The sequence below is a fragment of the Williamsia sp. genome (genome assembly GCF_016462415.1).
Classification (GTDB): domain Bacteria; phylum Actinomycetota; class Actinomycetes; order Mycobacteriales; family Mycobacteriaceae; genus Williamsia_A.
The window spans coordinates 73,677-88,410 of record NZ_JAEMTF010000004.1; the positions used below are offsets into that span (position 1 = coordinate 73,677).

At 68.1% G+C, this 14,734-nt stretch carries 12 protein-coding genes; 5 read left to right on the forward strand and 7 right to left on the reverse strand.

What is annotated here, in order from left to right; all coding sequences use genetic code 11:
• Window positions 1–99 precede the first annotated feature (99 nt).
• Genes JHC79_RS02060 through JHC79_RS02070 form a run of 3 tightly spaced genes read right to left on the reverse strand, consistent with a single transcriptional unit; the run spans window position 100 to window position 3,369 of the window.
• Entirely contained in the window at window positions 100–1,272 is a 1,173-nt protein-coding gene (locus JHC79_RS02060) for a thiolase domain-containing protein (protein WP_296388200.1), read from the reverse strand.
• A complete protein-coding gene (locus tag JHC79_RS02065) occupies window positions 1,272–2,336 on the reverse strand; it encodes a thiolase domain-containing protein (protein WP_296388201.1) in 1,065 nt (354 codons plus the stop codon). Before JHC79_RS02065 ends, JHC79_RS02060 begins: the two co-directional genes overlap by 1 nt.
• 10 nt (window positions 2,337–2,346) lie before the next feature.
• Window positions 2,347–3,369, reverse strand: coding sequence for a Zn-ribbon domain-containing OB-fold protein (locus JHC79_RS02070; protein ID WP_296388202.1), 1,023 nt, complete (start codon window positions 3,367–3,369; stop codon window positions 2,347–2,349).
• Between the two features lie 62 nt (window positions 3,370–3,431).
• Between JHC79_RS02070 and JHC79_RS02075 the strand changes: the two genes are divergently transcribed.
• Window positions 3,432–4,469: an LLM class F420-dependent oxidoreductase gene (locus tag JHC79_RS02075; protein WP_296388203.1), complete on the forward strand. Its 1,038-nt coding sequence runs from the start codon at window positions 3,432–3,434 to the stop codon at window positions 4,467–4,469.
• Window positions 4,470–4,513: 44 nt separating this feature from the next.
• Window positions 4,514–6,076, forward strand: a complete 1,563-nt coding sequence (locus JHC79_RS02080; protein WP_296388204.1) for an acyl-CoA synthetase — start codon at window positions 4,514–4,516, stop codon at window positions 6,074–6,076.
• A 7-nt stretch (window positions 6,077–6,083) separates the two neighbouring features.
• Here the strand turns inward: JHC79_RS02080 and JHC79_RS02085 are convergent, their stop codons facing one another.
• Window positions 6,084–7,514, reverse strand: a complete 1,431-nt coding sequence (locus JHC79_RS02085) for a cytochrome P450 (protein ID WP_296388205.1) — start codon at window positions 7,512–7,514, stop codon at window positions 6,084–6,086.
• Between the two features lie 59 nt (window positions 7,515–7,573).
• Here JHC79_RS02085 and JHC79_RS02090 point away from each other — a divergent pair, with 59 nt between their 5' ends.
• Window positions 7,574–8,206 (forward strand): TetR/AcrR family transcriptional regulator, encoded by a 633-nt coding sequence (locus JHC79_RS02090; RefSeq protein WP_296388206.1) that lies wholly within the window; start codon window positions 7,574–7,576, stop codon window positions 8,204–8,206.
• Here the strand turns inward: JHC79_RS02090 and JHC79_RS02095 are convergent.
• Window positions 8,193–8,984, reverse strand: coding sequence for a crotonase/enoyl-CoA hydratase family protein (locus JHC79_RS02095; protein ID WP_296388207.1), 792 nt, complete (start codon window positions 8,982–8,984; stop codon window positions 8,193–8,195). The genes JHC79_RS02090 and JHC79_RS02095 overlap by 14 nt on opposite strands.
• Before the next feature lie 89 nt (window positions 8,985–9,073).
• Between JHC79_RS02095 and JHC79_RS02100 the strand changes: the two genes are divergently transcribed.
• Entirely contained in the window at window positions 9,074–10,732 is a 1,659-nt protein-coding gene (locus tag JHC79_RS02100; protein ID WP_296388208.1) for an acyl-CoA synthetase, read from the forward strand.
• Window positions 10,733–10,761: 29 nt separating this feature from the next.
• On the forward strand, window positions 10,762–11,907 hold the full coding sequence (locus JHC79_RS02105; RefSeq protein ID WP_296388209.1) for a nitronate monooxygenase family protein: 1,146 nt from the start codon (window positions 10,762–10,764) through the stop codon (window positions 11,905–11,907).
• A 154-nt stretch (window positions 11,908–12,061) separates the two neighbouring features.
• Here the strand turns inward: JHC79_RS02105 and JHC79_RS02110 are convergent, their stop codons facing one another.
• Window positions 12,062–13,624: a long-chain-fatty-acid--CoA ligase gene (locus JHC79_RS02110; protein ID WP_296388234.1), complete on the reverse strand. Its 1,563-nt coding sequence runs from the start codon at window positions 13,622–13,624 to the stop codon at window positions 12,062–12,064.
• A complete protein-coding gene (locus JHC79_RS02115) occupies window positions 13,621–14,730 on the reverse strand; it encodes an acyl-CoA dehydrogenase family protein (protein WP_296388210.1) in 1,110 nt (369 codons plus the stop codon). Before JHC79_RS02115 ends, JHC79_RS02110 begins: the two co-directional genes overlap by 4 nt.
• Between the last annotated feature and the right edge of the window lie 4 nt (window positions 14,731–14,734).

Below are 14,734 nucleotides of genomic sequence, written 5' to 3' on the forward strand. Positions count from 1 at the left end.
TCCCGGTCGATGTTCAGGTACGCGGGTTCGCTCATTCCGGCTTCTCCGCACCCACTGTGACATGAATTCGTGGGCTGCTCCGAAACTCCGTTGTCGAGCTCATTCCGGCTTCTCCGCACCCACGAGCCACATGGAGAAGTACTGCGAGCCACCGCCATAGGCGTGGCCGAAGGCCTTCTTGACGTTGTCGACCTGGTGGTCGCCGCCCTTGCCCATCACCTGGATGGCCGCCTCGGCGACCCGGATCATGCCCGACGCGCCGATCGGGTTCGATGACAACACCCCACCGGACGGGTTCACCGGCAGGCGTCCACCGATGTCGGTCTCGCCCTTCTCGGTCAGCTTCCATCCCTCGTTCTCCGCGGCGAAACCGAGGTTCTCCAACCACATCGGCTCGAACCACGAGAACGGCACATAGATCTCGGCGACATCGACCTCGTCGAGCGGATCGGTGATGCCGGCGTCGCGCCACAGGGCGGCCGACGCGTCCCGGCCGGCCTGGGGGCTGACCACGTTGCGGTGGGCGTAGGCCAACGGCTCGGTGCGCATCGCGGTCGCGAGGATCCAGGCGACGGTGTTGCCGTCGGCGATCGAGTCCTCGGCCACCTTCTCGTCGCCGATGACCACCGCGCAGGCGCCGTCCGACGACGGGCAGGTCTCGTCGAAACGGATGGGATCCCAGAGCATCTGCGAGGCCATCACGCTCTCGACGGTGATGTCGGGCTGATGCAGATGGGCCAGCGGGTTCCTGGCGCCGTTGCGGCGGTCCTTGGCCGCGACCATGGCCCCGATGTGCTCGGGCGCGCCGGACTGACGGATGTAGGAGCGCACGTGCGGGGCGAAGAAGCCGCCCGCGCCGGCGCCGACCGGCATCGTGAAGGGCACCGGGATCGACAACGCCCACATGGCATTCGACTCCGACTGCTTCTCCCACGCCACGGCCAGCACGCGTCGGTGCACCCCGCTGCTGACCAGCGACGACGCGACCACCGCGGTGGAGGCTCCCACCGACCCCGCGGTGTGCACGCGGATCAGCCGCTTGCCGACCGCGCCGATCGACTCGGCCATCGCGAGTTCGGGCATCATCGCGCCCTCGAAGAGGTCCGGTGCCTTGCCGATGACGACGGCGTCGATGTCGTCCATCGTCAGACGCGAGTCGCGTAGTGCGGCGTCGATGGCCTCGCGGCACATGCCCGCCATGGTGACGTCGTGCCGCTTGGCGACGTATTTGGTCTGTCCGGTGCCGATGACGGCCGCCCGCAACCTGCCCATCAGTGCTCACCTTTCGCGGTGTCGTCCCCGGAGAGGGCGACGACCATGTTCTGTTGCAGCAGTGGACCGCTGGTCGCGTGGGCGATGGCCGTGTTCGCCTCGCCCGCGATGATCGCGGCGGCGGCGAAGCCGATCCGCTCGAGACCCGCGGAGAACATCGGGTTCGCGGCCAGCGCACCGCCGGAGGGGTTGATCCGCACCGAGTCCGGGAGCCGCAGTTCCTTGCGGATGATGATCTCCTGGTGGGTGAACGGGGCGTACAGCTCGGCGATGTCGACCGCACGGTTGTCCCCCCAACCAGCAGCACCCAGCGCGGCGTCGCCGGCCAGCCGCGTCGACGGGGACTCGGTCAGGTCGCGTGCGCCGAAGTTGGGGGAGTCGATGCGGTGATCCCACCCGGTGATCCACGCCGGGTTGGCGACCAGCTCCCGCGCCCGGTCCTCACTCGCGAGGATGATCGCGGCGGCCCCGTCGGTGTAGCGCGACGAGTCGTGGGCGCGCAGCGGATCGGCGGTCGTGGGTGCGGCGAGGAGTTCCTCGACCGATGTCCCGGTGGTTCGGGCGGCGACGGCGGCCATGTCGGCCTCGGTCCACGCGCCGGAGTCGATTCCGGCGCGCGCCTGCAGCGCCGCGAGCGATGTCGCGTCCGGCCACAGCGGGGCGACGGTGTACGGGTCGGTCTGCAGGGCCAACGTCAGGTCCATGTTCCCGGCCGACGGCTTGCCGAAGCCGTAGGCGAGCGCGAGATCAACCTCGCCGGTGGCGATCTTGACCCACGCCTCGTACAGCGCCCACGCGGCGTCCATCTCCACGTGCGACTCGTGGATGGGTGGTACCGCGCCGATCGAGTCGATCGCCGAGATGAACGAGAACGCCCGCCCGGCCAGGTAATCCGACGAGCCACTGCACCAGAAGTCGATGTCGGTGCGGCTGATGCCGAGTTCGGCGTAGAGCTTGGCGAAGCACGGCATGAGCATCTCCACGCCGTTGGTGGTGCCGAAGGTCTGATCCACGTGCGGGCTGTGGGCGAACCCCACCACAGCAATCCTCGGTGCGTTTGTCACTGCTCGTTCCTCACAGATGCTTCTTGTAGGACTCGTAGTCGGCGTCCGGTTCGCCGGTCGGCCGGAAATGGCTGATGTTGCGCAGCGTGTGGTCCCATTCGGACTTGTCGCGCCAGACGGCCTGCACGCGCATGCCCATTCGGACGTCGGCGGCCTCCACGTCGAGGATCAGGTGCAGGAAGCCGATGTCGGAGCCGTCGAGGAGCACGTACGCCGCGACGTACGGCGGCTTGATCTGCTGGCCCAGGAACGGCACGTTGACGATGCAGAAGGTGGTGATGATGCCGGTGTCGGGCAGCTCCACCTTCTCGGTGGTCGGGTCGCCGTTGGCCGGAGAGGACACCCGCGGAGGGAAATACACCCCGTCGCTGGTGCGCCCGCCGATGAGCTTGCCCTCCTTGATGCCCTCGAGGTACCACGTCTCCTCGACGGTCGCGGTGTGGTCGATGGTCAGGCCGATCGGCGTGACGATCATGCCCGGGGTGGTCTGACCGGCGCCGGCGTTCTCCTGCGCCGGCTCCGGGTTCTCCCCGGCGGCGAAGTGGGCGATGTCGTCGATCCGGCCCGTGCGTTCGGCTTTCCACACCGGGTGCACACGGAGGCCGGTGTCCATGTCGTCGGGCGAGGCGGCCTTCACCACGTGCAGAAGTGCTGTGTCGGCGCCGTCGAACGTGATCAACGCCCACGCGAAGGGCTCGGAGAGCGGTTGGCCGGGAAGCGGTTCGGGCTGCCACGACCAGGTGCTCACCGTCCCCGCGGGACCGACCTCGACGAAGTCGGTGCTCGGGGCACCACTCACGGGGTCGAACTCCGGCGGCGGCACGAACACCCGCCCGTCGGAGGCGCGTCCGCCCACGATGTCCCCGGCGAGGAGTCCCTCGGCGAACCGGCTCAGGACCGGCCCGAGCGACCGGGTGTAGTCGAAGGTGTTGCTCAGCGGCGCGGTCAGTACCGGCGAGGCCGGCTCGGGCACGTCGGCGACCGCGGCGTCGAGTACCGCCGCGAATCCCGGAGAAGTCTGGCTGTTGCTCACCAGTGGAGTAGAACAGGTTCTAGAATTGGGCGCAAGAAGTCACACCGAAGAGGGAGTCTCGCGTGAAGTTGGGTCTGCAACTCGGTTACTGGGGACGGGGGCCGATCGACGAGGCCCCGGCGCTCATCGCGGCCGCCGAGGAGGCCGGTTTCGACGCCGTGTTCACGGCCGAGTCGTGGGGGTCGGATGCGTTCACCCCACTCGCGTGGTGGGGGAGCGCGACGTCGCGGGTTCGGCTGGGCACCGCGGTCGCCCAGATCTCCGCCCGGCCGCCGACATCGGTCGCGATGTCCGCGCTGACCGTCGACCACCTCAGCGGCGGACGACACATCCTCGGGCTCGGCGTCTCCGGACCGCAGGTGGTCGAGGGCTGGTACGGCCAGCCGTTCGCCAAGCCGCTGGCCCGCACGCGCGAATACGTGCAGGTCATCCGCGATGTGCTCGCCCGCGAGGCGCCGGTGACCAACGCCGGTCCGCACTACCCGCTCCCGTATCCGTCCGACGCGCCCGGGTCGACCGGTCTCGGCAAGTCGTTGAAGCCCATCACCCACCCCGTGCGGCCCGACCTGCCCATCTGGCTGGGGGCCGAGGGACCCAAGAACATCGCCCTGACCGGCGAGATCGCCGACGGCTGGCTCGCGATCTACTACACCCCGCGCCTCGCCCCGCAGTACGAGGAGTGGCTGGCCGAGGGCTTGTCGAGGCCCGGCGCACGGCGCACCCGGGAGGAGTTCGAGGTCGCGGCAACTGTGCAGGTCGTGGTGACCGACGATGTCCGGGCAACCCTCGACGAATACAAGCCGGCCACCGCGCTCTACGTCGGCGGCATGGGTGCGAAAGAGGTCAACTTCCACGCCGAGGTCTATCGGCGAATGGGGTACGGCGACGCCGTCGACGAGATCGGCGCCCTGTTCCGCGAGGGACGCAAGGACGAGGCGGTCGCCGCGGTCCCCGACGAGATGGTGCGCGAGACCATGATCGTCGGCACCGCCGACGAGGTCCGCGCCGAGATCAAACGGTGGGAGGCGGCCGGCGTCAGCATGCTCATGGTGACCGCTCGATCGGTCGACCTTGTTCGAGAGCTGGGCACCCTGGTCTAATGTGAGACCGTCGGTAGAACACGTTCTAGAAATTGGAGGCACCGGTGCCGGAAATCGACCAGCCGATCGGACTGTGGAACATCGCGAGGGCGACCCCGGATCGGACCGCGGTGGTCGATCCGACGGGCGCCGAGATCAGCTACGGCGAGCTCGCGTCGCGCGCCAACCGGCTGTCCAACGGTCTGCGCGCACACGGCCTCGGTACCGGTGACACCCTCGTCATCGCGATGCCCAACAGCATCGAGACGGTGTGTCTGCAGTTCGCGGCCCTACAGATCGGCCTGTACCTCGCGCCGGTCAACTGGCATCTGACCGGACCCGAGATCGCCTACATCCTCGGCGACAGCGAGGCGAAGGTCTTCATCGCAGACGCACGCTTCGCCGAGGCCGCGCAGATCGCGGCGCGCGAGGCGGGTATGGCGGGCACCGACCTGTTCGCGTCGGGGGCGATCGACGGGTTCCTCGACCTGGCCGAACTCATCACCGGCGTCGACGATTCCGAGCCGGACGACCGCACGACCGGCGCGCCGATGCTCTACACGTCCGGCACGACCGGCAAGCCCAAGGGTGTTCGGCGCCCGCTTCCCGGCGTGGCGCCCGAGCAGGCCGCCATGGGCGGGATCGGCTTCTTCGGCGTCATGGGTCTGGTGCCGCACGACGAGCACGTGCACATCTGCGGGTCGCCGCTCTATCACACGGCGGTCGTGAACTTCGTGATGATCTCGATCCAGTTGGGCCACAAGGTGGTTCTGATGGACAAGTGGGATCCCGAGGAGATGCTGCGACTCATCGAGCGTCATCGGGTGACCCACAGTCACATGGTTCCCACCCAGTTCCGGCGGCTGCTCGGTCTGCCCGAGGACGTCCGAGCGAAATACGACGTGTCGTCGCTGCGCAACATGATCCACGGCGCGGCCCCGTGCCCGCGTGAGGTCAAGCGGCAGATGCTCGAGTGGTGGGGTCCGGTCGTCACCGAGTACTACGCCGCCACCGAGGGCGGCGGCACCACGATCTTCGGCGACCAGTGGCTCACCCATCCCGGGTCGGTCGGCAAGGCGTGGTCGTACTCGGTGGTCAAGGTGCTCGACGACGAGGGCAACGAGGTCCCCCGGGGCGAGTCGGGTCAGGTCTACATGGAGATGAAGGGATCGTCGTTCGAGTACTACAAGGACAAGGAGAAGACCCAGAAGGCCCGTGTCGGCAACATGTTCACCACCGGTGACATCGGCTACATGGACGACGAGGGATTCCTCTACCTGCTCGATCGCAAGAACGACATGATCATCTCCGGCGGCGTGAACATCTACCCCGCCGAGATCGAGGGCGAACTGGTCATCCATCCGAAGGTCGCCGACGTCGCGGTCTTCGGTGTGCCGCACTCGGACTGGGGTGAGGAGATCAAGGCCGTGGTCCTGCCCGCCGAGGGCGTGGTCGGTGACGACGCACTGAGTGAGGACATCATGGCGTTCGCGCGTGCCCGCCTCGCCAAGTTCAAGCTGCCGCGTTCGATCGACTACGTCGTCGAGATGCCGCGTGACGACAACGGCAAGCTCTACAAGCGCAAATTACGCGACCCGTACTGGGTCGACGCCGAGCGCGCGATCTAGCAGCTCCTCAGTCGGAGCCCGCGCGCGCCATCTGAGCGGTGCGCGTGCGCAGGGTGAGCTCGAAACCCCTGGGCAGCATGGTGAGTCGTTCGTCGACGGCGAGTTCGTAGTCCGGGTCGCCGGTGATGTCGAAGCGGTGCACCAGGGATGCGAGCACCAGCACGGCCTCGTGGATGGCGAACTGCCTTCCGATGCATGCCCGTGCCCCGGCACCGAAGGGCTTGTAGCTGTGGGCCGGACGCTTCTTGACGTTGGCGGCGAGAAAGCGGTCCGGGTCGAACACGTCGGGGTTCTCCCACACCGTCGGATCCTTGTGCACGAGGCCCAGCGCCACGACCGCGAAGTCCTGCGGTCGCATCGTGTACTTGCCGGCGAATGTCGTGGTCTCGCGCGGGCTGCGCCCGAAGCCGGGCACCGTGGGCCAGATCCGCAGCGACTCGTCGAGGACGCGGCGGATGTAGCGGAACTTGCTCACCTGCTCGAATGCCGGCATCGCGTCCGGGTCGTCGCCGAGGATCTCGTCGGCCTCGGCCGCCGCCTTCGCCAGGCACTCGGGGTTGCGGGCAAGGTAGTAGAGCGCGAACGACAGTGCACCGGAGGTGGTCTCGTGTCCGGCGACCAGAAAGGTCAGGATCTGATACCGGATGTTCAGCAGGCTGAGCTTCTCGCCCGTCTCGGGATGGGCGACGTTGAGCATGATCCCGAGCAGGTCGTGCTGGCTGTCGGAGTCGCCGCGCGCGGCGATCAGCTCGTCGAGCATCTCGTCGACGTAGGCCTGGTGGTGGGCGAAGCGTCGATCGACGATCTTGGCCAGCAGCTTGCCGCCGGGCGCACTGCGGAAACCGCCCTTGCGACGTCCGCCCTCGAGCGCCCCGACCATCGCGGGCACGAACGGGTGCGGTTCCTCGGTCCCGAACGACCCGAAGTCATGGCTGAACGCACTGCGGCTCAGCGTCTCCATCGTCAGCTTCGTCATGTCGCGCGACACATCGACCGGGCCGTCGGCCAGTCGCTCCCGCCAGTAGTCGAACAGTTCGGTCGCGGTCTGGACCATGATCGGGTGATAGGACTGCATGGCCGATTTCGTGAACGCGGGCATCAGCAGTTCGTGGGCCAGTTGCCAGTTCGGCTCGTCGTTGTGCGCGGTGAACAACCCGTCGCCCGCGTAGTCGCGCAGCGCCTCGATCGCAGGCGGCAGGGCCTTGCAGAACCGGGTCTCGTCGCACAGTTCCGCGGCGAGCGCGACGTCGCCGACCAGGACGATCTTCTGCCGGAACACCTTCAGCTCGAAGATCGGTCCGAGGCCGGCCGCCCCGCGCTGCATGCTCAGGATGGGTTGACGCGGATCGATGTTGAGCAGGTCCCCGATGTAGGGCAACCGTCGTCCGGCCGACGGGAAGCGTTGCCCGGACCAGCTGTTCTGCATCGTCATCGCCATGACCCGACAATGCCTCGCTACTGAATGCGTGTCAAGTAGCGCCGGGCTAGGGTGAACGCGTGGCCACCCGGACGCGCATGACGCCTGAGCAACGCCGTGAGCAGTTGCTCGATCTGGGTGCCGAACTGTTCGCCTCGCATCCCTACGACGAGGTGCACATCGAGCGGGTGGCCGAATTGGCCGGTGTGTCACGAGGTCTGCTCTATCACTACTTCCCCGGCAAGCGGGACTTCTTCGTCGCGTTCCTCACTCGGGAGAACGAGTCGCTGCTGGCCGAGACCGCACCCGACCCGACCCTGCCGCCGATGGAACAGCTCCGCGGCGGAGTGATCGCCTTCCTGGACCACTGCATCGCTCACGAACACGGCGTGCGGGCGGTGTTCCGTGGCGCGGTGAGCTCAGACCCGGCCATCGTCGACATCGTCTCGCGGTCCATCGACCTCGAGGTGGAGCGCATCCTCACCGCGGTCGACGGTCACACCGACACCGCCCCGGTGCTGGTGCTGGCCCTACGGAGCTGGATCGGCATGGTGCGCGCGTCCTGCTACGAGTTCCTGAACGACCGGACCATCGACGAGCAGGACGTCGCGACGATGTGCATCGGGGCCTTCGTCGGCGCGATGTCGGGGCTCCCGGCCTCTGCGGTACCCGCGGGACTCGTGCGGGCGATCGCCGACGTCACTCCCCGGTGAAGACCGGCTTCTGCTTCTCGGCGAACGCGCGCGGACCGATCTTGGCGTCGGCGCTCATGAACACCTTCATGCCGAGGTCTGCGTCGATCTTGAATGCGTCCTCCTCGTGCATGCCCTCGGTGTCGCGGATGGTCTTGAGGATCGCCTGGACCGCGAGCGGGCCGTTGGCGGCGATGAGATCGGCCACCGACAACGCCTTGTCCAGCGCGGTGCCGTCCGGCACGACGTAGCCGATCAACCCGTAGTCGAGGGCCTCGGCGGCGGTGATGTGGCGTCCGGTCAGCAGGATGTCCGCGGCGATCGTGTACGGGATCTGACGAACCAGGCGGACGGCGCTGCCGCCGAGCGGGAACAGTCCCCACTTCGCCTCGGAGACGCCGAACTTGGCGCTCTCGCCGGCCACGCGGATGTCGGTGCCCTGCAGGATCTCGGTGCCGCCCGCGATGGCCGCGCCCTCGACGGCGGCGATGAGCGGCTTGCTCAACCGTCGGCCCTTGAGGAGCGCGGGGAGGCGGGTGAGATCCCAGCCGCCCTTGCTGAAGTTGTCGCCGGGGGCCTGCGAGTTCATCGCCTTGAGGTCGGCGCCCGCGCAGAAGGCGCCGCCCGCGCCGGTCAGGATCGCGACGCGGATCGAGGGATCCTCGTCGACCCGGTCCCACGCCTCGGCCATGATCGCCATCATCTCGCCGGAGAGCGCGTTGCGTGCCTCGGGACGGTTCATGGTGACGATCAGGGTGTGATCGCGTTGCTCGACAAGGCAATGCGGTTCGCTCGACATCGAGGGCTCCGTCCGATTCTGGGATCTACTGGTCGGGACAGGCGGATTGCTGCTTGCCGGAAACGGTAACACGTTCTAGTTTTAGGGTCATGGCCTACAACATCGCCGACTTCATCGAGCACGCCGTCGACCTCATGCCCGATCGCACCGCGCTGGAGACCGACGGCGCATCGCGTACCTACGCGGAGTTGGAGGCCCGAGCGAACGCCCTCGCGCACCAGCTGCGCGCGTTCGGCGTGCAGCCCGGCGAGACCGTCGGCGTCTACAGCCGCAACACCCTCGAGTGCGTCGAGGCGATGGTCGCCATCTTCAAGGCCCGCGCGGTCATGGTGAACGTGAACTTCCGCTACGTGGAGAGCGAACTCGAGCACATCTTCACCGACTCCGAGATGACGGTCCTCATCTACGAGCGGCAGTTCACCCAGAAGGTCGCCAAGGTGCTGCCGAAGGCGCCGAAGCTCAAGCACCTCATCGTCATAGAGGACGGCGTGAGCCCCGACATCGCCGATGCGCTCAACCACGGGCACCTGACCGCCGACGCGACCGAGTTCGAGGACGCGATAGCGAACAACTCGAGCGAGCGCGACTTCGAGGAGCGTTCCAACGACGACCTCTACATGCTCTACACCGGTGGGACGACCGGGCATCCCAAGGGCGTCGTCTGGCGTCAGGAGGACGTCTACCGCGTCCTCGGCGGCGGCACCGACTGGTTCAACGGCGTGCCGATCGACGACGAGTGGAAGTTCGCCAACGACGGCGCCGCGGGCGGTCAGCTGGTGCGCTTCCCGATCCCACCGTTCATCCACGGCGGGTCGCAGTGGGCGGTGTTCCAGGCCCTCTACGGCGGCGGCAAGGCGATCATCTACCCGGAGTTCGGTGGCCATCAGACCTGGGAGATCGTCGAGCGACACAAGGTCAACGTCATCTTCATCACGGGCGACGCCATGGCCCGGCCGATGATCGACGCGCTGCTGGAGAAGGACTACGACATCAGTTCGGTGTTCTCCGTCGCCTCGTCGGCCGCACTGTTCTCCCAGAGCGTCAAGGACCAGTACGTCGACAAGTTCCCCAACGCGGTCATCATCGACGCCATCGGATCGTCGGAGACCGGCTTCGGCGGCCTCGCGACGATCACCAAGGGCGCCGAGCACGCAGGTGGCCCGCGCGTGAAGGCCGACCCCAACACCGTCCTGCTGCGCGAGGACGGGACGATCATCCCGGTCGGCTCCGACGAGGTCGGGGTGATGGCGCGAACCGGCAACATCCCGCTGCGCTACTACAACGATCCGGTCAAGTCCGACAAAACCTTCAAGGTCTACGACGGCGTCCGTTACTCGATCCCGGGTGACTATGCCCGCTACGAGAACGACGGATCCATCACCATGCTCGGACGCGGATCGGTGTCGATCAACTCCGGCGGCGAGAAGATCTATCCCGAAGAGGTGGAACAGGCGCTCAAGGCCCACCCCGACGTGTTCGATGTCGTCGTCGTCGGGGTGCCCGACGAGCGGTACGGCCAGCGGGTGTCGGCCGTGATCGCCACCCGCGACGGTGCCCGGCCGTCGCTGGCGGACATCAACGAGGCTGCGCGCGAACAGATCGCGGGATACAAGTGCCCCCGCAGCGTCTGGTTCGTCGACGCGATCAAGCGTTCACCCGCGGGGAAACCGGACTACCGCTGGGGCACCGAGATCACCGGGTCGCGGGCGGCGGACGAGACCCTGACCGTCACCTCCACCCGCGTCTAGACCACGCACCACCGAACGAGAGACACGCCATGAGAACAGAACTGACCGACCGTTTCGGGATCGAGTACCCGATCTTCGGCTTCACCCCGTCCGAACACGTCGCCGCGGCCATCAGCCGTGCCGGTGGCCTCGGTGTGCTCGGGTGCGTCCGGTTCAACGAGGCGGACGAACTCAACAGCGTCCTCGAGTGGATGCACGAGAACACCGACGGCAAGCCGTTCGGCGTCGACATCGTGATGCCGGCGAAGATCCCCACCGAGGGAACGCAGGTCGACCTCGACTCCCTGATCCCGGCCGAACACCGCGCGTTCGTCGAACGGACCCTCGACGAACTGCACGTGCCGAAGCTGCCGGGGGAGGAGCGTGTCAACGCGGGCGTCCTGGGGTGGTTGCACTCGGTCGCGCGATCGCACGTCGACATCGCCATGGAGCACGCCGACCGTTACGGGCAGATCAAGCTCATCGCGAACGCCCTGGGGTCGCCGCCCAAGGACGTCATCGACAAGTCGCACGAACACGGTGTGCAGGTCGCGGCGCTCGCGGGTGCGAAAGCCCATGCGCTGCATCATGTCGACGCGGGTGTCGACATCGTCATCGCGCAGGGCTACGAGGCCGGTGGGCACACCGGTGAGATCACCTCGATCATCCTGTGGCCGGAGATCGTCGACGCGGTGCGCGGACACGCGTCGGTGCTCGCGGCCGGCGGTGTGGGCAGTGGGCGCCAGATGGCGGCCGCACTCGCGTCCGGCGCAGAGGGCGTCTGGATGGGGTCGTACTGGCTCACCGCTGCCGAGTACAAGCTCGGGTCGACCGGTGACGGCCCGACCACGATTCAGCAGGCGCTGCTCGACGCCACCTCGCACGACACCGTCCGTCGTCGTATCTACTCCGGTAAGCCGGCCCGCCTGCTGAAGACGAGGTGGACCGACGCGTGGGATGCCGCCGATGCACCGGAGCCGTTGCCGATGCCCCTGCAGAACATCCTCGTGAGCGAGGCGCACGCGCGGATCTCGGCGGCGGACGACGCCAGTGTCGTCGCGATGCCCGCCGGTCAGATCGTGGGTCGGATGAACGCGATCACGCCGACCGCCGAGCTCATCGAGGACCTGGTCCGCGAGTACGAGGAGACCGTCGCCCGCCTCGGGCAGACCGTGGTGGAGCGCTCACCCGCCTGAGAAACGGCGGCCCCGAGTACGCGGTTGGGCCGTGGTTCCGCCGTGTTGGGCCTTTGTGTGCGCGTGGTGGGCCGACGTTGACATCGACAGTGTCACCAAGGCCCAACGGCGGGGAACGACGGCCCAACACGCGAACGTGACGGCCCAACAGCGGTCAGGGCGTCCGGTAGCTGCGGGTGGCGCGGTCGAGGGACCACGTGGGATCGAGGGCCTTGCCGGCGAGTTCCCGCTTGAGGACCTTGAACGTCGCCGTCCGCGGCAGCTCCTCGACGAGACAGATGTGGGTGGGCCACTGCTTCGGGCCGAGGTCGGTCTGGGCGGTGAGGAACCGGGTGAGCTCGTCGGCGTCGACATCGCCGATGAGCGACGCCACGATCTCGTCCCCGACCTCGGCGCCGACGCCGTAGACCGCGGCCAGCCGGATCCGATCGTGTCGCAGCAGGATTCGTTCAATGGGGCCGGTCGCGAGGTTCTCGCCGTCCACACGGACCCAGTCGCCCAGACGACCGGCGAAGTAGACGTAGCCGGCGGCGTCGACGTACCCGAGGTCGCCGGAGTGGTACCGACCGCCGCGCATGCGCTCCGCCTCGGCGTCGGGGTTGCGGTAGTAGCCGGTGAAGAGGCCCGCACCGGCGGCGTTGACGATCTCGCCGATCGCCTCGGACGCGTTGATCAGGGTGCCCTCGCGGTCGAATACCGCGGGTGGACAACGGTCACCGGTCTCGAGATCGACCACCGCGTTCGGCTCGACCAGGGGGCCGAGCGCCTCCGGCGGGGTGTCCGGGGTGCGCGTGATGGCGACACCGCCCTCGGTCGAGCCGAAACCGTCGACCACCGTGACGCCGAACCGCTCTGCGAACGCGACGATGTCGCGGGCCGAGGCCTCGTTGCCGTAGACGATGCGCAGGGTGGTGTCGGCGTCGTCGGGCTCGCAGGGCGTGGCCAGCACGTAGCTCAGCGGCTTGCCGACGTAGTTGGCGTAGGTGACGCCGTAGCGTCGGACGTCGGCGATGAAACCACTCGCCGAGAACGTGCGACGCAGCGCGATCGAGGCGCCCGCGGCGACCGCGACACTCCACCCCGCGATGATCGCGTTGGAGTGGAACATGGGCATCGACAGGTAGACGACGTCATCGGTACCGAGATCGAAGCGCTGCGACAACATCACGCCGGCGGCGGCGAACTTCCGGTGATCGCAGCAGACGGCCTTCGGCTCGCCGCTGGTTCCCGAGGTGAAGATGAGCATCAGCAGTTGCTCGGGCGTGATCGTCGGGCGTGGCCGGTCGCGACGTTTCGCGGCAAAGCGCAATCGCTGGTGCCACTGGTCGGACGTCACGTCGATCACGGGGATGGACGAGGCGATCTCGGTCCCGCTGAGCAGATGTGCTGTCTCCGGCGAGGTCAGGACGACGCCACAGTCGGCGGTGACGATGTCGCGCGTGAGCGCCGCTCCGCGTCGGGTGGTGTTGAGTCCGACCAGGACCAGTCCGTCGAGTGCGGCCGCGCACAGCAGGAGGCTGAACTCCGGGACGTTGTCGAGGAGCACGGCCACATGCGGCGGTCGGTCGGGATCGAGTTCAGCGCGCAGGGCGGCGGCCCACCGGCGTGACTCGGCGAGATGGGAACGCCACGAGACGAACTCGCCGGAGAACCAGATCCCGCTCGACTCGACGTCGGTGAGCGGCTCGAGCAGTCCCGCGATGGTCGAGGTGTTCAGGCCGGCTCCGCCGCCAGGGCTGCGCCGATCCGTCGTAGATGGGTGGTCGCGGTGCCGAGGGCGAACTCGTTCTGCTTCGCGCGCAGGAAGTATCGGTGCAGCCGGTGTGAGGTGTCGATGCCGACCCCGCCGTGTACGTGGACGGCGGTGTGGGCGACGCGGTGTCCGGCGTCGGCCGCCCAGAACTTCGCCGTTGCCAGTTCGGTGTCGGCGGGCAGCCCCTCGCCCATGAGGTACGCCGCCTGCAGCAGGGTGAGTTTCGCGGCGCGGACGTCGATGTAGCCGTCGGCGAGTCGCTGGGCGACGGCCTGGAACGACCCGATGGGCCTGCCGAACTGTTCGCGTTCCCGGCCGTATTCGGCGGTCAGGTCCAGGGCCTTCGCCACCAGACCAGCCTGTTCGGCGCACTGCGCCAACACCATCCGGTCGGCGACGAACGCCACCGCCTCGCGACCGCCGAGCACGTCGGCGGCCGACACGGTGACGCCGTCGAGGTCGACCTGGGCGGTCGGGACCAGACCGGTGGTGCGGGTCGGGGTGACGGTCACGCCCAAGGCGTCGGTCGCGATCACGAGGGCGATCACCCCGTCGTCGGTCGCCGCGTTGACGATCACCGCGCGCGCCGCGTGGGCGAACGGGACGGCGACCTTGCTGCCGTCGACGACCCAGCCGTCACCGTCGGCGCGAGCCGTGGTGGTCGGTGCGGTGGGATCGTCGGCGAGATCCTCGTCGACCGCGACCGAGACGACCGCGGCGCCGCTGACGAGATCGGCGATCCACCGCTCGCGCAGCGGCTGCGACCCGAAGCGGGCGATGGCGGGCACCGCGGCGATGCTGTGCGGACCGAACGGCACCAGTGCCAGTTCCCGGCCGAGTTGCTCGGCGACCGCGACGCTGTCCACCACGCCGAGGCCGGCACCCCCGGAGGCGTCGTCGACCTCGAGTCCCAACAGGCCGGCGTCGGCCAGGGCGCGCCAGAGGTCGGTGTCGATGGGGGCGCCGTCGGCCTCCAGTGCGGCGAGCTTCTCGTGGTCGGAGATCTTCGCGACGATGTCGCCGGCCAGGCCCGCGACGTCGGTGGTCTCTTCGGTGGATCGGAAGTCCATGGTG